Origin of the sequence: Streptomyces sp. NPDC101776, from assembly GCF_044766845.1 — a bacterium.
In the GTDB taxonomy this organism is placed as follows: Bacteria; Actinomycetota; Actinomycetes; order Streptomycetales; family Streptomycetaceae; genus Streptomyces.
The window spans coordinates 170,140-193,035 of the sequence record NZ_JBIWMV010000021.1; the positions used below are offsets into that span (position 1 = coordinate 170,140).

24 protein-coding genes are annotated in these 22,896 nt (G+C 70.4%); 10 read left to right on the forward strand and 14 right to left on the reverse strand.

What is annotated here, in order from left to right; genetic code table 11:
- Positions 1–20 precede the first annotated feature (20 nt).
- On the forward strand, positions 21–1,061 hold the full coding sequence (locus ACIRRY_RS42280; protein ID WP_403984017.1) for an NAD(P)-dependent alcohol dehydrogenase: 1,041 nt from the start codon (positions 21–23) through the stop codon (positions 1,059–1,061).
- Positions 1,062–1,272: 211 nt separating this feature from the next.
- Here ACIRRY_RS42280 and ACIRRY_RS42285 read toward each other — a convergent pair whose 3' ends face one another.
- The 4 genes from ACIRRY_RS42285 to ACIRRY_RS42300 all read right to left on the reverse strand — a co-directional run bounded on the left by ACIRRY_RS42285 (position 1,273) and on the right by ACIRRY_RS42300 (position 5,416).
- The gene (locus ACIRRY_RS42285; RefSeq protein WP_403984019.1) at positions 1,273–2,349 is read right to left on the reverse strand and encodes a FecCD family ABC transporter permease; all 1,077 of its coding nucleotides are present in this window, start codon (positions 2,347–2,349) and stop codon (positions 1,273–1,275) included.
- Positions 2,346–3,335: a FecCD family ABC transporter permease gene (locus tag ACIRRY_RS42290; RefSeq protein WP_403984021.1), complete on the reverse strand. Its 990-nt coding sequence runs from the start codon at positions 3,333–3,335 to the stop codon at positions 2,346–2,348. Before ACIRRY_RS42290 ends, ACIRRY_RS42285 begins: the two co-directional genes overlap by 4 nt.
- A 21-nt stretch (positions 3,336–3,356) precedes the next feature.
- Positions 3,357–4,430, reverse strand: a complete 1,074-nt coding sequence (locus ACIRRY_RS42295) for an ABC transporter substrate-binding protein (protein ID WP_403984100.1) — start codon at positions 4,428–4,430, stop codon at positions 3,357–3,359.
- Positions 4,431–4,507: 77 nt separating this feature from the next.
- Positions 4,508–5,416 carry an AraC family transcriptional regulator N-terminal domain-containing protein gene (locus tag ACIRRY_RS42300; protein ID WP_403984023.1) on the reverse strand — a complete coding sequence of 303 codons (909 nt, stop codon included), beginning with the start codon at positions 5,414–5,416 and terminating at the stop codon, positions 4,508–4,510.
- Positions 5,417–5,578: 162 nt separating this feature from the next.
- On the opposite strand from ACIRRY_RS42300, the gene ACIRRY_RS42305 reads away from it, so the two are divergent.
- The 3 genes from ACIRRY_RS42305 to msrA (ACIRRY_RS42315) all read left to right on the forward strand — a co-directional run bounded on the left by ACIRRY_RS42305 (position 5,579) and on the right by msrA (ACIRRY_RS42315) (position 8,893).
- On the forward strand, positions 5,579–6,661 hold the full coding sequence (locus tag ACIRRY_RS42305) for an aldo/keto reductase (protein WP_403984025.1): 1,083 nt from the start codon (positions 5,579–5,581) through the stop codon (positions 6,659–6,661).
- A gap of 102 nt (positions 6,662–6,763) precedes the next feature.
- Positions 6,764–8,224, forward strand: coding sequence for an amidase (locus ACIRRY_RS42310; protein ID WP_403984102.1), 1,461 nt, complete (start codon positions 6,764–6,766; stop codon positions 8,222–8,224).
- A gap of 156 nt (positions 8,225–8,380) precedes the next feature.
- Positions 8,381–8,893 (forward strand): peptide-methionine (S)-S-oxide reductase MsrA, encoded by a 513-nt coding sequence (msrA, locus tag ACIRRY_RS42315; protein WP_403984027.1) that lies wholly within the window; start codon positions 8,381–8,383, stop codon positions 8,891–8,893.
- A gap of 25 nt (positions 8,894–8,918) precedes the next feature.
- Here msrA (ACIRRY_RS42315) and ACIRRY_RS42320 read toward each other — a convergent pair whose 3' ends face one another.
- The 5 genes from ACIRRY_RS42320 to ACIRRY_RS42340 form a co-directional block, all read right to left on the reverse strand.
- The gene (locus ACIRRY_RS42320; protein WP_403984104.1) at positions 8,919–9,848 is read right to left on the reverse strand and encodes a DUF5829 family protein; all 930 of its coding nucleotides are present in this window, start codon (positions 9,846–9,848) and stop codon (positions 8,919–8,921) included.
- A 183-nt stretch (positions 9,849–10,031) separates the two neighbouring features.
- Positions 10,032–11,084, reverse strand: coding sequence for a threonine/serine dehydratase (locus ACIRRY_RS42325; RefSeq protein ID WP_403984029.1), 1,053 nt, complete (start codon positions 11,082–11,084; stop codon positions 10,032–10,034).
- A gap of 57 nt (positions 11,085–11,141) precedes the next feature.
- A complete protein-coding gene (locus tag ACIRRY_RS42330) occupies positions 11,142–11,738 on the reverse strand; it encodes a hypothetical protein (RefSeq protein WP_403984031.1) in 597 nt (198 codons plus the stop codon).
- Between the two features lie 88 nt (positions 11,739–11,826).
- Positions 11,827–12,276, reverse strand: coding sequence for a DUF4304 domain-containing protein (locus ACIRRY_RS42335; RefSeq protein WP_403984033.1), 450 nt, complete (start codon positions 12,274–12,276; stop codon positions 11,827–11,829).
- 101 nt (positions 12,277–12,377) lie between these two features.
- The gene (locus ACIRRY_RS42340) at positions 12,378–12,971 is read right to left on the reverse strand and encodes a DUF4291 domain-containing protein (RefSeq protein WP_403984035.1); all 594 of its coding nucleotides are present in this window, start codon (positions 12,969–12,971) and stop codon (positions 12,378–12,380) included.
- A gap of 418 nt (positions 12,972–13,389) precedes the next feature.
- Here ACIRRY_RS42340 and ACIRRY_RS42345 point away from each other — a divergent pair, with 418 nt between their 5' ends.
- Positions 13,390–14,079, forward strand: coding sequence for a hypothetical protein (locus ACIRRY_RS42345; RefSeq protein WP_403984037.1), 690 nt, complete (start codon positions 13,390–13,392; stop codon positions 14,077–14,079).
- A 71-nt stretch (positions 14,080–14,150) separates the two neighbouring features.
- Here ACIRRY_RS42345 and msrA (ACIRRY_RS42350) read toward each other — a convergent pair whose 3' ends face one another.
- Together msrA (ACIRRY_RS42350) and ACIRRY_RS42355 are read right to left on the reverse strand one after the other, a co-directional pair.
- Positions 14,151–14,861 (reverse strand): peptide-methionine (S)-S-oxide reductase MsrA, encoded by a 711-nt coding sequence (msrA, locus tag ACIRRY_RS42350; protein ID WP_403984039.1) that lies wholly within the window; start codon positions 14,859–14,861, stop codon positions 14,151–14,153.
- A 179-nt stretch (positions 14,862–15,040) separates the two neighbouring features.
- Entirely contained in the window at positions 15,041–16,159 is a 1,119-nt protein-coding gene (locus tag ACIRRY_RS42355; protein WP_403984041.1) for a hypothetical protein, read from the reverse strand.
- Positions 16,160–16,334: 175 nt separating this feature from the next.
- Between ACIRRY_RS42355 and ACIRRY_RS42360 the strand changes: the two genes are divergently transcribed.
- Entirely contained in the window at positions 16,335–17,489 is a 1,155-nt protein-coding gene (locus tag ACIRRY_RS42360) for a cystathionine gamma-synthase (RefSeq protein ID WP_403984043.1), read from the forward strand.
- A 28-nt stretch (positions 17,490–17,517) separates the two neighbouring features.
- On the opposite strand, the gene ACIRRY_RS42365 is transcribed toward ACIRRY_RS42360, so the two are convergent.
- The 3 genes from ACIRRY_RS42365 to ACIRRY_RS42375 form a co-directional block, all read right to left on the reverse strand.
- Positions 17,518–17,766, reverse strand: a complete 249-nt coding sequence (locus ACIRRY_RS42365; RefSeq protein ID WP_403984045.1) for a hypothetical protein — start codon at positions 17,764–17,766, stop codon at positions 17,518–17,520.
- Between the two features lie 34 nt (positions 17,767–17,800).
- Entirely contained in the window at positions 17,801–18,304 is a 504-nt protein-coding gene (locus ACIRRY_RS42370) for a sigma factor-like helix-turn-helix DNA-binding protein (protein WP_403984047.1), read from the reverse strand.
- A gap of 129 nt (positions 18,305–18,433) precedes the next feature.
- Positions 18,434–18,931 (reverse strand): MarR family transcriptional regulator, encoded by a 498-nt coding sequence (locus tag ACIRRY_RS42375; RefSeq protein WP_329256413.1) that lies wholly within the window; start codon positions 18,929–18,931, stop codon positions 18,434–18,436.
- A 163-nt stretch (positions 18,932–19,094) separates the two neighbouring features.
- Between ACIRRY_RS42375 and ilvA the strand changes: the two genes are divergently transcribed.
- The 4 genes from ilvA (at position 19,095) to ACIRRY_RS42395 (ending at position 22,540) form a co-directional block, all read left to right on the forward strand.
- On the forward strand, positions 19,095–20,324 hold the full coding sequence (gene ilvA, locus ACIRRY_RS42380; RefSeq protein WP_403984049.1) for a threonine ammonia-lyase: 1,230 nt from the start codon (positions 19,095–19,097) through the stop codon (positions 20,322–20,324).
- Positions 20,325–20,526: 202 nt separating this feature from the next.
- Complete coding sequence (locus ACIRRY_RS42385; RefSeq protein ID WP_403984051.1) at positions 20,527–21,537, forward strand: ATP-binding cassette domain-containing protein; 1,011 nt, start codon at positions 20,527–20,529, stop codon at positions 21,535–21,537.
- Positions 21,534–21,737 carry an integral membrane transport protein gene (locus ACIRRY_RS42390; RefSeq protein ID WP_403984053.1) on the forward strand — a complete coding sequence of 68 codons (204 nt, stop codon included), beginning with the start codon at positions 21,534–21,536 and terminating at the stop codon, positions 21,735–21,737. The genes ACIRRY_RS42385 and ACIRRY_RS42390 overlap by 4 nt, the downstream gene beginning before the upstream one ends.
- Positions 21,738–21,760: 23 nt before the next feature.
- Positions 21,761–22,540 (forward strand): ABC transporter permease, encoded by a 780-nt coding sequence (locus ACIRRY_RS42395; protein ID WP_403984106.1) that lies wholly within the window; start codon positions 21,761–21,763, stop codon positions 22,538–22,540.
- The last annotated feature ends 356 nt before the right edge of the window (positions 22,541–22,896 follow it).

The window sequence follows — 22,896 nt, forward strand, 5'->3', positions numbered from 1 at the left end:
CCCCCTAGGAGAGTTCCGGCATGACCACTGTCGCCGCATACGCCGCTCCCGCTTCCAAGGCTCCGCTGGAGCGCACCACCATCGAGCGCCGGGCCGTCCGCGAGTTCGACGTCCTGATCGACATCAAGTTCGCCGGTATCTGCCACTCGGACATCCACCAGGCCCGCGAGGGCTGGGGCGAGGCCATCTTCCCGATGGTGCCCGGCCACGAGATCGCCGGCATCGTCTCCGAGGTCGGCCCCGGTGTCACCAAGTTCCGGGTCGGCGACCGCGTGGGCGTCGGCTGTCTGGTCGACTCCTGCCGCGAGTGCGACAACTGCAGGGCGGGTCTGGAGCAGTACTGCACCGGCGGCAACGTCGGCACGTACAACGCCGTCGGCAAGGACGGCGAGCCCACCTACGGCGGCTACGCCGAGAAGATCGTCGTCGACGAGAACTTCGTCCTCGGCATCCCCGAGGGCATCTCCCTCGACGTCGCCGCCCCGCTGCTCTGCGCCGGCATCACCACGTACTCGCCGCTGAAGCACTGGAACGCCGGCCCCGGCAAGAAGGTCGCGATCGTCGGCATGGGTGGCCTCGGTCACATGGGCGTCAAGATCGCGCACGCGCTCGGCGCGGAGGTCACCGTCCTGTCGCAGTCCCTGCGCAAGCAGGAGGACGGCCTGAAGCTCGGCGCCGACCACTACTACGCGACCAGCGACCCGAAGACCTTCGAGGAGCTGCGGGGCACGCTCGACCTCATCGTCTCCACGGTGTCGGCCCCGCTCGACCTCGGCGCGTACCTCTCGCTGCTGAAGACGGACGGCGCGCTGGTCAACGTGGGCGCCCCCGAGGAGCCCGTCTCCCTCAACCTGTTCTCCGTGATCGGTGGCCGCAAGACCCTCGCCGGGTCCGGCATCGGCGGCATCCGGGAGACCCAGGAGATGCTGGACTTCTGCGCCGAGCACGGCTTCGGCGCGGAGATCGAGCTGATCTCGGCGGATCAGATCAACGAGGCGTACGAGCGGGTGCTGGCCAGTGATGTGCGGTACCGGTTCGTGATCGACACGGCGACGATCTGACCGCGTCGCTTCAGCAGGGCCCCGGAGCCGCACTGTTCCGGGGCCCGGTGCGTTGTCGAGTGCGGGTGCGTCGTGGTTGCTCGCCCAGTTCCCCGCGCCCCTGAAAGGTCGGACCAGCACAGCCGCTTTTAGGGGCGCGGGGCTGTATCGACGTGCGGCTCCGCCGCGTGGGCGCGACCAGCCCCCACCGGCCCGCAGCCGCCGACGACCCTCAGCCCCCCACCCTGTTCCGCCCCAACAGCCACAACAGATACGGCCCCCCGACCAACGAGGTGAGCGCCCCCACCGGAACCTCCAGCGGGGGCAGGATCGTCCGGGCAGCGAGATCCGCCGCCACAAGAATCACCGCACCGGTCAACGCCGAGCAGACCAGCGGCAGTTGAGGCGTACGGGTGAGCCGCCGCGCCAACTGCGGCGCGGTCAGCGCGACGAACCCGATCGGCCCGGCCGCCCCGGTCGCCGTAGCCGCCAGCACCACCCCCAGCACGGTCAGCGCGAGCCGCACCCGGTCCACCCGCACCCCGAGCGACGCGGCGGTGTCCGCGTCGAGCCCGAGCGGCCGTACGGCCCGGCTCGCCCACACCAGCGCGGGCAGCGACAGCAGCAGGACGACGGCGAGGGGCCCCGCCTGCTCCCACCCCCGCCCGTTGAGCGAGCCGGTCAGCCACAGCTTGACCTGCTCGGCGGCCTCCAGCTCGCTGTCCGCGAGATACAGCTGCACCACGGCCGACAGCGCGACCCCGATACCGACTCCCGTCAGCACGAACCGACTTGGCTGCATCCCGTGCCGCCACGCCAGCACGTACACGAGCGCGGCGGCCGCGAGTCCGCCCACGACGGAGACGACGGGCATGGCACTGGGTGAGCCGACGAGCCCCGCAGAGAGTGCGAGTACGGTCGCGGCTGCCGCGCCGTGCCCGACCCCGATCACATCCGGACTGGCGAGCGGATTGCGGGTGACGGTCTGCACGAGCGCCCCGGCGAGCCCGAGAGCCACCCCGACCAGCGCCCCCAACACGATCCGGGGAACCCGCAGTTCCATGACGACGAGGTCGTCGGGCCCCGATCCGGTACGCAGCGTGTGCCACACGTCGGCGGGCGAGATATAGGTCTGCCCGAGACAGGCGGCGGCGCTCATCGCAACGGCCAGCAGGAGCAGGAGAGTTGTGGCCACGACGGCCGAACGGCGGTGCAGGAGAAGGGAGATGGCGGGGCGGGGACGCAGGACGGTGACACCGGCGGGACGGAAGGCGCCTGCCGCGCGGTCGCGCTCTGCCGTGTCGTTCATACGGCCGTCCCCCTGCGCCGTACCAGCACCACCAGCACCGGCACCCCCACCAACGCGGTCATCACCCCGGCCGGTACCTCGGCGGGGGAGCGCACGACCCGCCCCGCCACGTCCGCCGCGACCAGCAGCGCGGCGCCGAGCAGCGCGGACAGGGGCAGCAGGCTGCGATGGCCGCCCGAGGTGAGGCGCCGGGCCAGGTGCGGGACGGCCAGCCCGACGAACGCGATCGGTCCGGCGGCGGCCACCGCGGACGCCACCAGCAAGGTCGCCCCGAGCGCCGCGCACACCCGCACGGCCCCCACCCGATGCCCCAGCGCCCGCGCCGTCTCGTCCCCGAGGGCCAGCGCGTCCAGCCCCCTCGCACAGGCGAGCACCAGCAGCGCCCCGGCCACCAGGAACGGCAGCATCTCCACGACCGTGTCGGCGTCCCGGCCGCTCAGCGAGCCGATCTGCCAGAACCGGAACTGGTCCAGCGTCGCCGAGCTGGAGGTCAGCACGACGGTCGTACCGCCGGCGGTCATCGCGGCCAACGCCGTTCCGGCGAGGGCGAGTTTGACCGGCGAGGCCCCGCCCCGGCCGCGCGCGGCGATGCCGTAGACGAGACAGGCGGCGAGGACGGCGCCGGCGAAGGCGTACCAGACGTAGCCGGTGAAACCGCTCGCGAGGCCGGTCGCGATGGCGAGGACGACGCCGGCCGCCGCGCCCTGGCTGAGGCCGAGGATGCCCGGATCGGCGAGCGGGTTGCGGGTGACGGCCTGGAGCGCGGCACCCGCCACACCGAGCGCCGCGCCGGCCGTCAGCCCGATCTCGGTGCGGGGCAGCCGCAGCGACCGTACGACGAGCGCGTCCGGTGAACTCCCGCCGTGCAGAAGGGCGTCGAGCACCGCGGACGGGGGGACCGGGCGGGTGCCGACGGCGAGGCTGAGCAGCGCGGCGGCGGCCACCGCGAGGGTGGCCGCCGGCCAGGCGAGGCGTTTGACGCTCACTGTCTGTTCTCTGCCGCTCCGCTACTTGCCGATGTCCTCGGCGAGTTGGAGGACGACCAGGCGCGCGGCGGTCGGGCCCGCGTTCAGGTACCAGGGGTCGTCGTCGACCTTCACGGCGTGCCCGGACTTGACCGCGCTCATCGACTTCCACAGCGGCCCGGCCAGCACTCCCCCAGAGGGGGTACCCCCAGCCGCGTCGGTCTTGGCGGCGTCGCCCTGCACGGAGTAGAAGATCCAGTCGCCGTCGGCCTTGTCGATGCTCTCCGCGCCGATGTCCTCCGAAATCGCCTTGAACCGCTGGGACTTGGGCCGGTCGAGGCCCATGTCGACGGCGATGGAACCGGTGAAGGAGGAGACCCCGAACATCCGGGTCCGGCCCGGCGTGAACCGCAGCATCGACACCGAGGTCTTCGACAGCGCCTCGCCCTTCTCGTGCGCGTCCTCGACGATCCCGTCGAGCAGCTCCTGCGCCTGCTCGCCCTTGCCGATCGCGTCGCCGACGAGCAGCAGATCGCGCTTCCAGTTGACGCCGTTGCCGGCCGTGACGACGGTCGGGGCGATCTTCGACAGCTTGGGGTAGAGGTCGCCGAGCGAGTCGTTGGCGAGGATCAGGTCGGGCTTCGCGGCGGCCAGCGTCTCCAGGTTGGGCGCGGTGCGGGTGCCCGCGTCCGTCATCGCGGCGAGCTTCGACTTGTCCGAGGGGAAGGCGTCCGCGAGGTAGTCGGGGACGAGCCCGGCGTTCTCGGCGCGGGTGGTGACCGCCGGGACGGTACCGAGGGTGAGCAGGTCGTCGAGCTGTCCGGTGCTCAGTACGGCGATCTTCGTGGGCTGCGCCTTGATCGTCGTCCTGCCCTCGAAGTGCGTGACGGTACGGGGGAAGGTGCCGTCGGTGTCGGTGTCCGACCCCATGCCCGTCTCCAGGGTGCTGGGCGCGGCGGCGGGCCCCTCCGAGGCGCCGATCACCTTGTTCTGCTGGCCGTCACCCGCCTTCTCGGCATCGTTGTCGGCGGAGGACGACGAACACCCGGCCAGCAACCCCCCGACGACGGTCACGGCGGCCACCGCCGTGACAGCCTTCGACTTGAACGCACGCACTGTCACTGTCTCTCCGATCAAAACTGGCCAGGTAAGGCTTACCTTAGCTTGCCGTCGGAGTGGCTGAGGCGGGGGGTTCAGGACCCCTCACGCGTCGAGCCGCGGAGCCGTACCGCGTCCTGTCCCGGTGGCCGGCCGAAGGCGCGGCGGTATTCGCGGCTGAACTGGGACGCGCTGTCGTAGCCGACCGCGAAACCGATGTCGGCGACGTCCTCCGCGCTGCTCAGCAGCAGCAGCCGGGCCTCCTGGAGACGGATGCGCTTCTGGTACTGGATCGGGGTGAGCGCGGTCACCGCGCGGAAGTGGCGGTGGAAGGGGGAGGCGCTCATTCCGGCGAGGCGGGCCAGGTCGTCGATGCGCAGGGTCTCCGTGTGGTGGTCGCGGATCCAGCGAATCGCCCTGCCGATATGGGTGAGTTGACTGTCGGCGAGCCCGATCTGCCGTACCAGCGCGCCCTGTTCACCGGTGATCAGCCGCCACAGGATCTCCTTCTCGATCAGCGGCCCGAGCACCCGCGCGTCGCCGGGACGGTCGAGCAGCCGTAGCAACCGCACTGCCGCGTCGAGGAGTTCGGCGGGCGCGTCGCACACGGCGAGGCCGTGCGGGGCCGAGCGCCGGGGGAGTGGGAGTGGGAGTGTGCCGGAGCCGGCGTCGAGGAGCAGTGCGGCGATCTTCGCGGGTTCGAGGGCGAGTCCGCAGGCGAGGAAGGGGGACTCGGGGGTGGCGTGCGTGTAGTGCCCGCCTACCGGCAGGTCCACCGAGACGACCAGATACTGGCCGGCCCCGTAGTCGTGGACGCGATCGCCCAGGATCAGCCGCTTCGAGCCCTGCGCGACGATCGCCAGCACCGGACGCGCGAGGCTCGCGCTCGGCGCCTCCGGCCGGTCGGCCCTGGTCAGCATCAGGCCCTCGACGGCGAGGGGCGTGCGGTCCGCGTGCCGGTCGATCAGGGAGCGGAGTTCGGTCAGAAGCGCGTCGGGATACACGTGCGATCCAAGCACCGCGACAGGCCGCCCGCAACCGTCCGCCCGCGCGGCAGATCGACAGGATCGTGCAAGCGGGCGGTGGGATCGCCCTAACAACATGCCTGGTCGGAGTGGTGTCCTTGAGGAGTCGGTTTTCCACCCACCTCCTCACAGGAGCATTTCATGGCACTCGACTCGTACGTCGGTCTCGGCCGCAGCGGCCTCAAGGTGAGCCCCTTCTGCCTCGGGGCGATGAACTTCGGCGAGGACGGCGGCTTCGGCTGCGGTGTCGAGGAGTCGGAGCGGATTCTCCGCACCTACCTCGACCGCGGCGGCAACTTCGTCGACACCGCGAACTTCTACACGAACGGCCACTCGGAGGCCATCCTGGGCGACTTCCTCGCCGCCCACCCCGGCCTGCGCGACCGACTCGTCCTGGCCACCAAGTTCTACGGCAACCTCCACCTCGGCGACCCCAACGGCGGCGGCGCCGGCCGCAAGGCGATCATCGGCCAGCTGGAGGACTCGCTGCGCCGCCTCCGCACCGACTACGTCGACCTGTACTGGCTGCACAACCACGACCGTTCCACCCCGGTCGAGGAAACCCTGCGCACCCTGGACGACCTGGTGACGGCGGGCAAGATCCGCTACGTCGGCTTCTCCGACACCCCGGCCTGGTTCACCGCGAAGGCCCACACGACGGCACTGCTGCGCGACTGGACCCCGGTCACCGCCCTCCAGTTGGAGTACTCGCTCCTGGAGCGCACCATCGAGGGCGAGTTGATCCCGCTGGCCCAGGACGCCGGGATGGGCGTCCTGCCCTGGAGCCCCCTCAAGAGCGGCTATCTGTCCGGGAAATACACCCGCGACCGCTCAACTCCCGCCGGCACCAAGCGCTCCGCGATCCTCGGCGCCCCAACTGACGCCCAGTTCAAGGTGATCGACGCCGTGGCCGAGGTCGCGGAGCAGACCGGGGCGACCTCCGCCGCCGTAGCCCTGTCCTGGGTCCAGTCCCGTCCGGGCGTCACCTCCACCCTCATCGGCCCCCGCACCCTGGCCCATCTCGAAGCCAACCTCGCGGCCCTGGACCTGCACCTCACCCCGGCCCGGACCGCCACGCTCGACGAGGTGTCCACACCGACCCTCAACTTCCCCTACGACCTCAACCGACAGGTCGGCGACATGCTCAAGTACGCGGGAGCGACGGTGGACGGGGTGGCCAGTGCGGTGTATCCGCCGTTGGTGGCGAGTGCGGCGCGGTATTGAGGACGGAACGTCAGGCGGGTCGTCAGGCGGGTCAACTCCGTTGCGCGAAACGGCATTTCATGGCTCTCCCGAGTGGTCGGTACGGTCGGAATCATGGAACTCATGGAGCGGGATCCGTGGAACTTTCCGACCGCCGGAGAACTCGCCGCCGCCCTGCGCGCCGGTGAGGTGAGCTCGGTGGAACTGACCGACGAGGCGATCACCCGGATCGAGCGGCACGACAAGGCGATCAACGCGATCTGCGTACCCGACTTCGACCGTGCGCGGGCCGCCGCGCGCGCCGCCGACCAGGCACGTGCCCGCGGCGAGGACCGGCCGCTGCTCGGCATCCCGGTCACGGTCAAGGAGTCGTACGACATCGCCGGGCTGCCCACGACCTGGGGCATGCCGCAGCATCGCGGCTATCTGCCGGCCGAGGACGCGGTGCAGGTGGCACGGCTCAAGGACGCCGGCGCGGTGGTGCTCGGCAAGACCAATGTGCCGTTGGGGCTGCAGGATGTGCAGACCTTCAACGAGATCTACGGCACCACCAACAACCCCTGGGATCACGGTCGTACGGCGGGCGGCTCCTCCGGCGGATCGGCGGCGGCCCTCGCGGCGGGATTCGGCGCGCTGTCCATCGGATCGGACATCGGGGGTTCGCTGCGCACCCCCGCGCACTTCTGCGGTGTCCACGCGCACAAGCCGACGCTCGGGCTGGCGGCGAACCGTGGCATGGTCCCGCCGACCGCGCCGGCGTTCCCGGCCGAACCCGACCTCGCCGTCGTCGGACCGATGGCACGCACGGCCCGCGACCTCACCCTCCTGCTCGACGTCATGGCCGGACCCGACCCGCTGACCTTCGGTGTGGCGTACGGCCTGACGCTGCCGCCCGCGCGCCACGAGCGGCTCCGCGACGTCCGGGTCCTGGTCCTTGACGAGCATCCGCTGCTGCCGACCGGGTCCGCTGTGCGGGCGGCCGTGCACCGGGTGGCCGACGCGCTCGCCGACGGCGGGGCCCGGGTCGAACGGCACACTCGGCTGCTGCCCGACCTGACCGAAGCCGCCCTGCTCTACACGGAGCTGCTGTTCTCGGGCTTCGCCGCGGGGTTTCCCGCCGAGGCGTACGAGCAGTTGCGCACCCGCGCCGCCGGACGGAGCGCGGACGACCGCGGTCTCGACGTGGCACGGCTGCGCGGCACGCTGTTCAGCCACCGCGACTGGATCGAGGCGAACAACCGTCGCGAGGTCCATCGTCACGGCTGGCGGCAGCTCTTCGCCGCGTACGACGCCGTGGTGTGTCCGGTGACGCCCACTCCCGCGTTCCCGCACGACCACGACCCCGATCCGACGGCACGCCGGCTCGACATCGACGGCGTGGATCATCCGTACCTCGACCAGCTCGTGTGGGCCGGTCTGGCCACGATGCCCGGCCTGCCCGCCACCGCCGTACCGGTCGGCCTCTCGCCCGAGGGGCTGCCGGTGGGAGTGCAGATCGTCGGCCCGATGTTCGAGGACCGCACCCCGCTGCGGCTCGCCGAACTGCTGGAGGAGAGGATCGGCGGCTTCCGGGCGCCGGCGTAGGGGGCTGTCGCGTAACAGCAGGTCGGTCGCGGAATCGCACGGAGCCCTCGAACGTTGAGCACACTGGGCAGGGACACCGGTGCGGTACGAGCCGGGTGACCGAATTGCCCGAGTGATCGAGCTGATGGACAGCTGACGGAAAATTGGAGGGTCGCAATGGCTGCGCAGACGCAGAGGGCCGTGCTGGCGGGCGGATGCTTCTGGGGGGTGGAGGAGCTGGCCCGCCGACTCCCGGGTGTGACGGCGACCCGGGTCGGCTACACCGGGGGAGACGTGCCGAACGCGACGTACCGTAACCACGGGACGCACGCGGAGGCCATCGAGATCCTCTACGACCCGGAGCAGACCGACTACCGCGCGCTCCTGGAGTTCTTCTTCCAGATCCACGACCCGAGCACCAAGAACCGCCAGGGCAACGACATCGGCCTCAGCTACCGCTCGGCGATCTACTACGTCGACGACGAGCAGAAGCGCGTCGCCGAGGACACGATCGCCGACGTGGACGCCTCCGGGCTGTGGCCCGGCAAGGTCGTCACCGAGGTGGAGCCGGTGGGCCCCTTCTGGGAGGCCGAGCCGGAGCACCAGGACTACCTCCAGCGGTACCCGGACGGGTACACCTGCCACTTCCCCCGCCCGGGATGGAAGCTGCCGGCACGCGCGGAGGGCTGACGGCGCGGGTCCCGGCATGCTGTGGCTAGCTGGTGCCGTTCTTCGCGAACGTCCACACGGCGCGGGTGCCGGGGCCGACGGTGAGGGTCGAGTGACCGAGCCGCTCCACGTGCCGGTCCTTCACGGGCCGGTTCAGTGACAGCTCGACCCGCTGCAACCCCGCCTCCGCGCGCGGCACGACGTCGAACCGGATGGTGGTGCCGCCACCCACCGCGACGACGCCCCCGCCCGCCACGGTCCGGACGGTGAACCCGCCGGCCCGCAGCAACGGCACCGTGTCGGCGAGGTCGCCCTCGGTGACCGCGAGGTGGATCGCGGTGACGTCGCGCATCAGGTGGGTGCGGTAGTCGTCGGAGAGGTAGCGCTCCCGGCCGACGTCACCGGGAAAGCTCGGCGGCTCGGTGTTGCCGCGGGGATCGGCGAAGTACTCCGGCCGGTACTCCATCGCCCAGGCTCCGAAGGCGTCGTACGCGGTCGTGGTGAGCACGGCGTCGAACCATGGCACGGGCACGCCGTCACCGAAGTCCCGGGTCTGCAGAAAATCGACGGGGTCTGTGACTCCCTCGTCCTTCAACCGCGCGGTGACCGTCGCCAGGTCCCCCGCCCGCTCGGTCGACAGACCCAGTCCGGCGGAACCGAGCGTGCCGTCCTGCCCCGGGACGTCACCGACTCCGAACAACTCCAGGTAGGTCTCGCGGCCCATCAGATAGCGGCCGGTCCAGGTCTCCCCACCGGTTCCCGTCGTGGTGCGGACCTGGAAGTTGGCGAACTCCCGCAGATAGTCGGAGTGTTCGATGGCGTCGGCGGTCTCCCGGTCGAAGACGCCGTAGGAGTGGTTGTAGAACAACAACTCCCGCTCGTGCGAGCCGCCCGAGGCCCGACTCCCCTCGGCCTGCGCCGTTCCCACCCCACCCCCGACCGCTCCGGCGAGGGCCACAGCGAGCACGGTGATCATCCGTAGTGCGCGACGAATCAGCATGTGCGGGAGCGTAGGGCGGGGAGGGGGTGGGTGCGGGGCTTTCCGAAGGGGGTCGAAATGCTTGACATGGCTCGGCGTGAGGGGATCGGTGCACGGGGACGGGTCCGGCGGATCTCACTTCCGGACCTCTCACTTCCGGACCCCTCCCTTTCGGACCTCTCACTTCGGGACCTCTCCCTTTCGGACCTCTCCCTTCCGTACGGCGGGGAGGGGGCACGCGTCGACCCAGCGGCGATAGGCGTCCCCGTCGACATTGCTGCCGCACACGATGGTGACCACATGCCGCCCGGCGAAACGGTCCCGGTCCTCGAGGATCGCCGCGATGCCGAGCGCGGCCGACGGTTCGACGACGAGGCCCGCGTGGTCGAAGAGCATCCGCATACCGGCGATGATCGACGCCTCCCGGACCAGGACGGCGTCGTCGGCGACCAGGAGGAGATCGTCCAGGACGGCGGGGATGGGGTACCGGCCGGCGACACCGTCGGCGATGGTGTCGGTCGAGTCGGTGGTGACGACGCGCCGCCGATGCCACGAGCGCGTCAGCGCGGGCGCGCCCAACGGCTGGACGCAGATCACCTCGACGCCGGGTGCCAGGGCCTTCAGCACATGACCGACGCCGGTGGCCAGCGCCCCGCCGCCGAGAGCGACCAGGACGACGTCGAACGGCGGGGCGGCGCCCGCCAGTTGCACCGGTTCACACGATTCCCGCGCTTCCACCAGCTCCAGGCCGATGGTCGCCGCCCCCTCGCAGGTCTCCAGGTCCAGGCTGTCCTCGACGAGCCGGACGCCGTCGTGGCGCGCTATGGCCGCCGCCCGCTCGCGCGCCAGCTCGTGGTCACCGTCCACCAGCTCCAGCCCCGCCCCCAACGCGCGGATGCGGTCGAGCTTGGCCACCGTCGCGAAGCGGGACGCCACGACCGTCACGTCGAGCCCCCGGCCGCGACCGGACCAGGCGAGGGCCTGGCCGAGGTTGCCCGCGCTCGCGCACACCACGGCCCGCTGACCGCGCTCGGCGAGCAGGCTCGCGATGACCTCGGTGCCGCGGGCCTTGAAACTGCGGACCGGGTTCGCCGTTTCGAGCTTGATGCTCACCGCACATCCGAGACCCGGCTCCAGCGCCTCGCAGCGGTACAGCGGGGAGTCGAGGAAGACCGGGTCGATGACGTGGCGAGCCGCCCGGATCCGAGCGGTGTCGAGACGTGTCTCCTGCACGACACGGGAGCGTAGCCCGCCCGCGCCGGGTTACGGGTACGGCACCTGTGCGTCGCGTCAGAGGCCGGACGGACAGCGGGACAGCCAGTCGGTGTGCTTCGCGCGAAGGCGGTCCCGTTCCGCGGGCGTGGTGAGGATGACGTCCGCCCCGCCGTCGTAGGGGGCGTGGATGCGGCGCAACTCGGTGTCGATGACGAACAGTTCGGCGAGTGTGTCGTCCGCGACGGCGCGCAGCGGTCCGTCGACGCAACCGTGTCGCCAGGGGCGCCGGTCGGCGTAGAGGCGGCTGTGGGTGTGGAACTCCGGGTCGGGGTCGTCGTCGTGCGACTCGGTCCACCAGAGGACGCCACCGGGGTGCAGTGATCGGCGCGGTTCCGGCCGGACGGCGGGCCCGGTGAGAGTCGTCGACCAGTCCACGGTCACCACGAACACCTCCGCGCCCGCGAACAACTCGTCGAGCACGGTGTTGTACCGGTGCAGCAGGATCGCGTACTCGTCCTCGCCTTCCGGATACCGCTTCGACCCGGGGAGGCTGTGGAAGCGCACCCAGCGGTCCGCGTACGTCTGGCGGAACGTGTGCGCGACGGGCGGACCCGACGGCCGCCGCTCCCGCCACAGCGCCGCGAGCGGTGTCGGCGCGGTGCCCGGACTCACCCGTTCCGCCCCTGTTCGCCGCTCGGAAGACACCGCTCGTGTGTCACCTCGGGTCGTGTGTCACCTCGGGACCTCGGCGGCTCACCGCTCATGGACGGCGCCGCTCCCGAATCGCCGGCAGCGCGTACTCCGTCACCGCGGCGATGACCCCCCGGGCGACCGGCTCGGGGTCGGTCGTGACCGAGATGGTCCACCAGGTGTCGCGGTTCGCGGGGAGGAGCCGGCCTATGCGGCTGTGCCAGGCGGCGGGGCCGTAGACGGTGTTCGGGCTGGGGCGGGCGGGCAGATGCGGCTGGCTCCTGCGGGCCCGGGCCCAGCCGAGTTTGTCGGCCACGGTCACGTTGAGCGTGAACTCGACGCGCCCCGCCGTGTTGTGCGCGGACTTCTGGAAGCCGATGAGGGCCCAGGTCTCCAGGTGGGGCAGTTCGTACGTCTGCCCCGAACCCTTGAAACCGAGCGCGCGCAGACCGGGTGCGATCCGTGCGCGCATCAACGACGTGAACGCCTGCTGCGCGGTGGGAGCGGAGCCGTCAGCCATCGGCCGGCGCCACGTCGATCGGGCAGGAGACCCCGGTCCCGGCGAGCCTGTGCTGCCATGTGACCCGTCGGCCGGGGTCGGCTGTCGGGTGGGCCGGCCCGTTATTCCAGGAGGTGGGCAAGATGTTCCTCTCCGGCGGGATAAGGGAGTTCCTGGGGCAACAGTCGCACGGCGGAGTCCAACTCACCACGGCTGACGCGGGCGTGGAGACTGTGGGTGAGCGGGGTCACGTCGCGGATGGAGACAGTCCACTCGTCCGCGTAACGCCGTGCAGCCTCACCGGAGAGACCCAGTTGCAGGGATCGGTACGGCAGGGGCTGGAGGCGCAGGTCCCGCTCCGGGTCCCACTGAACTCGGGTGGGCGCGCGCCTCAACTGACGCTGCCAGGTGGCTCGGTCGGGGTGCACCCCGCGGACGTAACTCGACAGACACGCATTGCGCAGCGCCCACTCGAAGCCGTCACGGCTGATCTCGACGGCGAGGACGGTCTCTTGCCCGGTCTTGGTGCCCCAGCCACAGCGGTACATCATCCACAGGAACGACGGCTTGATCCATGTCATCCGGTCCCGCTTCCATGCGGTCGGGAAACGGCCGTCGCGGACAGCGGGCAGGCCGATCTCGGGGGAGTACGCCTGGTAGACGGTGATCGTGGATTCCGAGTAGGCCGCGCGGATCCTGTGTTGCGGTTCTTCCATGGCGTACAGCGTGGGGTCGGCCGGTTCGGGCGGCCACTGATTTTCTCTTGCCGTTCGCTGTGCCGGGGAACGCCGGCCGCGGCGCCGTGTGGATGGCCGGTCCTACGGCGCTGGCTCCCCGCTGCCTCGGTCCTGCTTGCCCGTTACCCCGTCCCGGCGAGCCTGAACTGCCGTAGCCCGTCGACCGACCCACGTGCCGGAAGGTCGGCTGACGGACTCCCTCGCGTGCAGGCTGGTCAAGTGCAGGAAGGTTCTCATGTCGGACCGGTCCGTCGCTTCGGCCGGCTCTCGGGGCGAGGAGGAAACGTCGTCGCGGGACCGCCGCCGCGCGTTCCCGGCCGCGGCACCCCGAGCAACAGAGCGATGGCGCTGCCACTTGAAAATCCGTCCGGGCAGCCACTTGGATGGTGCCGTGGTCATGGCATCGACGGACGGCAGCGGGACTGTCGGCGGACGCGTCCCACTCGACGACGTCATCGCGCAACTGGGCAGGCACAGGCCGGTCTTCCACTCCGAAGCCGATCTTCAGCACAGCTTCGCGCGGGCCCTTTGGGAACTGTCGTCGGATGTGCACTCCAGGCTCGAGGTGCCGCAGCGGGCAGAGGGCCGCACCGAACACCTGGACCTTCTGTGCATCGGCCCGTCGGTTCGAACCGCGATCGAGTTCAAGTACTTCACCCGACGGTGGACGGGCACGGTGGGCACTCCCGCCGAGGACTACACCTTGAAGGGGCATGCCGCCACGGACCTCGCTCGCCTGTACTTCGTGCGGGACATGGTCAGGCTGGAGCGCTTCTGCCGCCGGTCCGACCAGAACGGCCTTGCCATCATGGTGACCAACGACGCATCCCTGTGGACTCCACCCGGCGACGGCCGCGGACAGACCCGGGACCGAGAGTTCAGGATCCACCAGGGGCGTGAGCTCAGCGGCACGCTGCTCTGGGCCGAGGGCGCCTACGAGCCGAACACGTGCACATTGCGAGGCGCGTATCCGCTCGACTGGAAGCCGTACTCCCAACTGGACGGAGCAGGGGGTGAGTTCCGGTATCTCGCCGTGTCCGTCGGGCCGCCGCCGGACGGACACGGCGACGGGCCCTCGCAGACCTAGCGGGCTCGCGGCCGAAGCGCGGAACCCGAGCCGTACATGCAGGGCCGTACGTGCCGGGCCGCTTTCGCGGATCAGTCGTCCGTGGGAGCCGGCGTGAGACCCGTCGGGCAGGACGTCCCCCCATTCGTCCCCACCGGGTCACCCAGCTTGACCCCCGTCCCGCCGATCCCGCAGTAGCCCGCCGGATTCTTGTCGAGGTACTGCTGGTGGTACCGCTCGGCCGGGTAGAACACCCGCCCCTGCGCCGGGAGTATCTCCGTGCTGATCGTGCCGAAGCGCGAACTCGTGAGGACCTGCTGGTAGGCGGCGCGGGAGGCTTCCGCCGCGACTGCCTGGCCGGGTGTGTGGGTGTGGATCGCCGAACGGTACTGCGTGCCCACGTCGTTGCCCTGGCGGAAGCCCTGCGTCGGGTTGTGGGCCTCCCAGAACGTCTTCAGCAGCCTGTCGTACGAGATCAGCTTCGGGTCGTAGACCACGCGGACCGCCTCCGTGTGACCGGTCAGGCCCGAGCAGACCTCCTCGTAGGTGGGGTTCTCGGTGTAGCCGCCCTGGTAGCCGACCAGCGTCGTCCACACGCCCACCGGGAGCTTCCAGAACATCCGCTCCGCACCCCAGAAGCAGCCCAGTCCGAAGTCGGCGATCTCCAGATGCCCGGGGTAGGGGCCGAGCAGGGGGGTGCCGAGAACGGTGTGGCGATCGGAGGCCGTGAACACCGGCTGCGGCCGACCCTGCAAAGCCTGTTCCGGTGAGGGGAGTTGGGGCGTACGACTGTGCAGGAACATACGATCTCCAATCGGGCCGCAACGAGGGTCCGCACCTGCTGAACGGGCGGCAGCTCCCGAGAATTCCGCCTCGCTTCCGAGGACGACCGCCCTCGGCTCCGAGTACGACCGTCCTCGCTTCCGAGTACGACCGTCGGCTGCCACCGCGCCCGGCACGCCCGCCCCACCCCGGCCCGCCCTCAGTGCGGCAGGCTCGCCGGACTCCCTCCGTTCGCCTCGTACCCCGCGACCGCCAGCGCCCGGTAGACCGCGAACTCGGCCGCCGGGTCCGCGGACAGGGTCCAGGGCAGCGCCCCGACGTGGCCGTCGATGTGTATGAGCTGGTTCATCGCCTCGGACCAGCGTTCCGCGCGGACCAGGAAGAACACCAGGAGATGGCGGACGTGCGCCAGCATCGGGTCGTCGGGGCGGGCCGCGTGGACGGCGAACAGCGCGCCGTGGATCGCCTTCTCCACGACCTCGCTCCGGTAGAAGCTGCTGACCAGGTTCACCTCGGGGAGGTGCTCGAAGACCGCGAAGAGCGGCATCGCGGCGAGCAGGGAACCCTGCGGGGCCCGCGCGGCGGCGGCCTCCGCGAACGAGTTCGCCAGTTCGCGCGAGCCGTGCCACTTCTCGCACCAGTAGTGCAGGGCCGCCAGATGTGCCCCCATGTGGGCCGGCGCGCGGTCCAGGATCCTCAGCCACACCTGCTCGAACTCCGGCTGCGGATACGTCAGTCCGCGGGCCACCGACAACTCGACGATGTACGGGACCGGGTCACCGGGGGAGAGCAGCGCCGCCTGGCCGCAGGCGTCCCGCGCCTCCTCCATGATGATCCGGAACTCGTCCGTCCCCCGCGTCGCGGTACGCCACGCCTGCTGCACCAGGAACTCCGCGTGCACGGCCGCGCCGCCCGCGTCCTTCGGGTGCTCAAGCCGCCACACGCGCAGCCACTGCCCGCCCGGTGTCTCGCTGACCCCGCCGGGCCGCTGCTGCAGCTCCAGCGACGCGGCGCCCGCGAAGGCCTGCACGCGCTGCCAGCGCAGCTCGCCCGTGATCTCGGTGCCGGCCAGCAACTGCATCGCCGCGCGGTAGTCCTGCGTGCGCTGCACCAGGTCGAGGACGTCCAGCAGGTCCTGGTCGGGGCCGGGCATGCGGATGTCCAGCTCCTCCTCGCGCACGAAGCCGTAGGTCGCCGGGTCCGCGGCGTCCGGATGGCCCGGCGAGACCTGCTCGATCATCCCGCGCCTGCGCCGCAGGAACGGGATCAGCACGAAGCCCATCATGAGCAGCGCCATCAGGACCCAGAGAATCTCCATGCGTCAAGCGAACCAGACGCGTCCGACAATTGGCCAACCCGGCCCACCGCCCTGTGGAAAACCACCGTCGTCTCACCCCGCGACCCTGTGGAAAACCACGGCCACCGCGCCGCGCGGCCCTGTGGAGAACCTCCGGATCGTCGTCACGCCCGTAGGCGCACTACGCTCGGGGCTCATGAGCGACAGGCACATCAGTCAGCACTTCGAGACCCTCGCGATCCACGCGGGCAACACCGCCGATCCCCTCACCGGCGCGGTCGTCCCGCCGATCTACCAGGTCTCGACCTACAAGCAGGACGGCGTCGGCGGTCTGCGCGGCGGCTACGAGTACAGCCGTAGCGCCAATCCCACCAGGACCGCCCTGGAAGAGAACCTCGCCGCCCTGGAGGGCGGCCGCCGCGGCCTCGCGTTCGCGTCCGGACTGGCGGCCGAGGACTGCCTGTTGCGTACGCTGCTCAGCCCCGGCGACCACGTCGTCATCCCGAACGACGCGTACGGCGGCACGTTCCGGCTGTTCGCGAAGGTCGTCTCCCGGTGGGGCGTCGAGTGGTCGGTCGCCGACACCAGCGACCCGGCGGCCGTACGGGCCGCGATCACCCCGAAGACCAAGGTCGTCTGGGTCGAGACCCCCTCGAACCCGCTGCTCGGCATCACCGACATCGCCGCCGTCGCGCAGATCGCCCGGGACGCGGGCGCGAGGCTCGTCGTCGACAACACCTTCGCGACGCCCTACCTCCAGCAGCCGCTGGCCCTCGGCGCCGATGTCGTCGTGCACTCCCTGACCAAGTACATGGGCGGTCACTCGGACGTGGTCGGCGGCGCGCTGATCGCGGCCGACGAGACACTCGGCGAGGAACTGGCGTACCACCAGAACGCGATGGGCGCGGTCGCCGGGCCCTTCGACTCCTGGCTGGTGCTGCGCGGCGCCAAGACGCTGTCGGTGCGCATGGACCGGCACAGCGAGAACGCCACCAAGGTCGCCGACATGCTCACCCGGCACGCACGCGTGACGCGCGTTCTCTACCCGGGCCTCCCGGAGCACCCCGGTCACGAGGTCGCCGCCAAGCAGATGCGGGCCTTCGGCGGCATGATCTCCTTCCAGGTCGAGGGCGGCGAGGAGGCGGCCGTCGAGGTCTGCAACCGCGCCAAGGTGTTCACGCTCGGCGAGTCCCTGGGCGGCGTCGAGTCGCTGATCGAGCACCCGGGACGCATGACGCACGCGTCCGTGGTCGGTTCGGCCCTGGAGGTCCCCGGCGACCTCGTCCGCCTCTCCGTGGGCATCGAGAACGTGCAGGACCTCCTGGAGGACCTGCAGCAGGCGCTGGGCTAGCCGACGGACAGGGGCCCGTCCGGGGCCCTCACCAACCCGTCAGCGGTGGAGTCGTCTCCGACGGCGGCTCCACCCAGGGGTGGGCCATCAGCGCCCACACGGTGAACGTCACGACCGCCGCCCACAGCAGCAGCCACATCAGCCGCCGGGCGGCCCTGCGGCGGCGCAGCATCCGGCCGCCGCGACGCACGACCTCCGCGTACAGCTCGGGCGGCACCTGCGGCGGAGTCCGCTCCATGATCTGCCGTACGGTCGCCTCCCGCTCGGGCCTGTTCACGCGCGCGCACCCCCGTCCCGGGGCCTCGTCGGACTCATGACGGCACCACCTCGGCGCCGGTCACCTTGGGTGCCGGACCGCGCGGCGGATGCAGCAGTGCCGTCGTCGCCCGCCCGCAGATCGCCCGGACCCGTTCCGTGGAGAGGCCGAGCAGCGCCGCGGCCTGTTCCTCGGCCACCCCCTCGTACAACCTGAGGACGATGATCAGCCGCTCCTGGGGCGACAGGGCGCCCAGCGGACTGTCGGGGTGGGGCCGGGCCCGGCCGAGTCCGCCGTACTGGTGCCAGGCCGTACGCGCGAAGCGGGTGGCCAGGGACTGACGGGCGCGGTCGTACGGGTCCTCGCCGCGCAGCCGGTCCCAGCACGCGTACGTGTGCGCCAGGGACAGCGTCAACAGCCGCCGCGCGCGCGGGTTGTCGTTCCGGTCCTCCGCGGTCAGCAGCGTGGCGGCATGCAGCAGCCGCCCTGCCGCGCCCGCGACGAACGCCTCGAACTCCCGGGCACGGCGGGCGCCTTGTGACGTCTGCCGTTCTCGCACCGCGCCGCCTCCCCCTGAAGGACCCGGTTTCATATGAGGCCAGGGCCGTCGTGAGGTCAAGAGTTCGGTACGAAAGGCGGGAGTCGGGCATCACACGCGCGTGCCCGCGTTCTTCGGAAACCGCGTCCTTCAGGAAGCCGACGGCGTCTCGCCGCCGGGAACCGCCATCCGCGCGGAGAGGGCGCTGTTGAAGCGCGTGAGGAGCGCGCAGAACACCTCGCGCTCCTCCGGCGCCCAGTCGTGGGTCAGCTCGTCCATCAACTGACGCCTGGACGACCGCACTTCCTCCAGTCGCGACTGCCCGCGCGGGGACAGTTGCAGCACCACCGCGCGGCCGTCCTCGGGGTGCGAGGTGCGCTTGACGAGCCCGGTGTCGACGAGCGGGGCCACCTGCCGGGTGACCGTCGAGGAGTCGATCCCCATGCTCGCCGCGAGCGCCTTCACGCCCATCGGACCTTCCTTGTCCAGGCGGTTGAGCAGCAGATACGCGGCGCGGTCCATGGAGTTGCGCACCTGTCCGACTCCGCCGAGCCGGGTCTGTTCGGCACGGCGCGCGAAGACCGCCACCTCGTGCTGCAGCGTGTCGAGGAGACCGGATTCACCGACGGTCGTCATGTCCATCGACATTTCAGGTGTTGTGGGCATGGCCGGAGGCTCGCTTCATGAAGGGGGTGCTGGGTTGGGGGACAGGGTACGCGGATGGAAGGCGGCCCGTACCGGCGCTGCGCAAACCAGTCTCGGAGCTTGGTCACAGCCGAGACGCGCCCCTGTGAACTGCGATGCTTGAGTCATGAGCTACAGCACGGCTGACTCCTTGCGACCCGTCACCCTCGACGATGTGCGCGGTGCCCAGAAGATGCTCATGGGCGTGGCGCGGGTGACCGGGATGGAAGGCAGCAGGCACCTGACCCAGCTCGTCGGCTCGCCGGTGCACTTCAAGTGCGAGAACCTCCAGCGGACCGGCTCGTTCAAGCTCCGCGGCGCCTACGTCCGGATCGCCGGACTGCTCCCGGAGGAGCGCGCCGCAGGTGTCGTCGCCGCGAGCGCCGGCAACCACGCCCAGGGCGTTGCCCTCGCCTCCGCGCTCCTCGGCGTGCGCTCCACGGTGTTCATGCCCAAGGGCGCGCCCCTGCCGAAGATCAGCGCCACCAAGGAGTACGGCGCGGAGGTGCGCCTGCACGGCCACGTGGTCGACGAGACGCTGGCCGCCGCGCAGGAGTACGCCCATGAGACGGGCGCGGTGTTCATCCACCCCTTCGACCACCCCGACATCATCGCGGGCCAGGGCACGGTGGGCCTGGAGATCCTGGACCAGTGCCCCGAGGTGCGCACGATCGTCGTCGGCATCGGCGGCGGCGGACTCGCGGCCGGTGTCGCGGTCGCCGTGAAGGCCCTGCGGCCCGACGTGCGGATCGTGGGCGTCCAGGCGGCGGGCGCGGCCGCGTTCCCGCCCTCGCTGGCGGCCGGCCGGCCGGTGTCGATCCAGAACCCGGCGACGATGGCCGACGGCATCAAGGTCGGGCGCCCCGGTGACGTGCCGTTCGGGATCGTCGCCGATCTGGTGGACGAGGTCCGCACGGTCAGTGAGAACGAACTGTCCGCCGCGCTGCTGCTCTGCCTGGAACGGGCCAAGCTGGTCGTCGAACCGGCCGGCGCCAGCCCGGTCGCGGCGCTGCTGAGCGATCCGCGGGGCTTCGAGGGACCGGTCGTCGCGCTGCTGTCCGGCGGGAACGTCGACCCGCTGCTGCTTCAGCGCATCCTGCGCCACGGCATGTCCGCGCAGGGCCGCTACCTGGCCGTGACGCTCCGGCTGACGGACCGGCCGGGCGCCCTCGCGACGCTTCTCGGGGTGTTGTCAGTGGTCGACGCTAACGTCCTCGATGTGAGCCACGTCCGGACCGATCCGCGGCTCGGGCTCACGGAGGTGGAGGTCGAGCTGCATCTGGAGACGAAGGGGCCGGTGCACTGCGCCGAGGTCGGCCACGCCCTGCGCGAAGCGGGCTACACCGTCATCGACTGAGTTCGGAGCACGCATGGACTGAGGTCAGAACCCGTTCGTCACCCGTCCCGTCACTCGTTCGAGAAAATCTGTTGAGAGACGCGATACATCGCGTTATGGTGTGTCTCGTGTCGCCCACGGCAGAAGCATGCCGCTCCCACGGGTAGAACAAAAGACACATACCTAGGCTTTTCAAAGAATCCCCGACGACGTGGAGACTGATATGCCAGGCGCCATCTATGCCGAAGGCCTGGTGAAAACCTTCGGCGATGTGAAAGCTCTGGACGGCGTCGACCTCGATGTCCCCGAGGGCACCGTGCTGGGCCTCCTCGGGCCCAACGGCGCGGGCAAGACGACCGCCGTCCGCTGTCTGACCACTCTGCTGCGCCCCGACAGCGGCAAGCTGATCGTCGCCGGCCTCGACGTGCTCAAGCAGCCCAACGAGGTACGGCGCTCCATCGGCCTCTCCGGCCAGTTCGCCGCGGTCGACGAATACCTGACCGGCCGGGAGAACCTCCAGATGGTCGGCGAGCTCTACCAGATGAAGGCCAAGGCCGCGAAGGCCCGGGCCGACCAACTGCTCGACCAGTTCAACCTCGCGGACGCCGCCGACCGTACGGCCAAGACGTACTCCGGAGGCATGCGCCGCCGGCTCGACCTGGCGGCGGCGCTCGTCGTCTCCCCGCCCGTGATGTTCATGGACGAGCCGACCACCGGCCTCGACCCGCGCAACCGCCAGATGCTGTGGGAGGTCATCAAACAGCTCGTCTCCGGCGGTACGACACTCCTGCTGACCACCCAGTATCTGGAGGAGGCAGACCATCTCGCGCACGACATCGCGGTGGTCGACCACGGCCGTGTCATCGCCCGCGGCACCTCCGACCAGCTCAAGGCCCGCACCGGCGGCGAGCGCGTCGAGGTCGTCGTGCACGAGCGCGACCACATCGCGATCGCCTCGGAGGTGTTGCGCGGCTTCGGCAAGGGCGACACCACCGTCGAGGAGCACACCCGCAAGCTCACCGTGCCCGTCACCGGCGGCGCGAAGCTCCTCGCCGAGGTCATCCGCGAGCTCGACTCCCGCGGCATCGAGATCGACGACATCGGCCTGCGCCGCCCCACCCTCGACGACGTGTTCCTGTCCCTGACAGGCCACTTGGCGGAGGAGAAGGCGGAGGAGAACGGCACGGACACCGACCCCAAGGACCGCAAGCACAAGAAGGAGGCCGCGAAGTGAGTGCCGTCACCGATGCCGCGCCGGTCGCGGCACCCAGCAGTGCCCTCGGCCAGTCCGTGCACGACTCCCTGGTCGTCGCCAAGCGCAATCTGATCCGCATGAGCCGGATTCCGAATCCTGTTCGCGCGTATTGGTCAGATTGCACCTCGCCGTGCAACCGAGACCGGCGGCCCAACGCCTTGAAGGAGCAGGTCAAGTGAGCGCTGTGAACGACTCCCTGGTCATGGCCCGCAGGAACTTGATTCGGATGACCAGGATTCCTGAAATGATCCTGTTTGGGCTGATCCAGCCCATCATGTTCGTGGTGCTGTTCACCTACGTGTTCGGCGGCTCGATGCAGATCGGCAACAGCACGAACCTGGACGTCTACAAGAACTTCCTGATGGCCGGCATCTTCGCGCAGACCGTCACGTTCGCCACCGCCAGCTCCGGGGCCGGCATAGCCGACGACATGCACAAGGGCCTCATCGACCGCTTCCGCTCGCTGCCCATGGCGCGCGGCGCGGTGCTCACCGGGCGTACCGTCGCGGATCTCGCGCAGACGGCCTTGACGCTCCTTGTCCTCGCGATCGTCGCGTTGATCGTGGGTTGGCGCCCCGGTTCTGTGGATCCGACCAACTTCGGGAAGATCCTGGGCGGCTTCGGCCTACTGCTTCTTCTGGGATACGCCTTCACGTGGATCGGCGCGCTGATCGGCCTGTCGGTGCGCACTCCGGAGGCGGCCACCTCCGGCGGCCTCATCTGGCTCTTCCCGGTGACGTTCATCTCGAACGCCTTCGTGGACTCCAGCAAGATGACGCCCTGGCTGCGCCACATCGCCGAGTGGAACCCGTTCAGCGCGACCGTCCAGGCGTGCCGCAAGCTCTTCGGCGACCCAGGCCTGTCTCCGTCCGACGCCTGGCCGATGCAGCACCCGGTGTGGGCGTCGCTGATCTACTCAGTCCTGATCATCGTCGTCTTCCGCACGCTCGCGGTCCGCAAGTACCGCCGGACGGCCAGTTGAAGACGTGGGTGGTGGACTTGCTGATTCCGAACTCGGCAGCGGTCTTCGTCCGGATGGTGCGTTCGTGCAGGTGAATTAGCGCCACCATGGCGCGCTAGGACGGGAGTTTGCAGCGGCAGTCTCCCCTCACGGGTGACGACGAGCATGGTGACCCAACCCCTGAGCGCATGAGGCAGGTCGATTGCAGCAGGGTCGACGACCAACGAGGTCCCCGAGCAGCGTGGTTGAGACGTCAGACATCTCGATCAACAGCTCGGGGCCTCGCTCGTTGCGCTTCGCGGACCGTCACCTGATCGGTGGCCACCTAGAAGAAGCTGATTGCTCAGTGGTGAAGATGCGGGCGAAACGACAGAGTC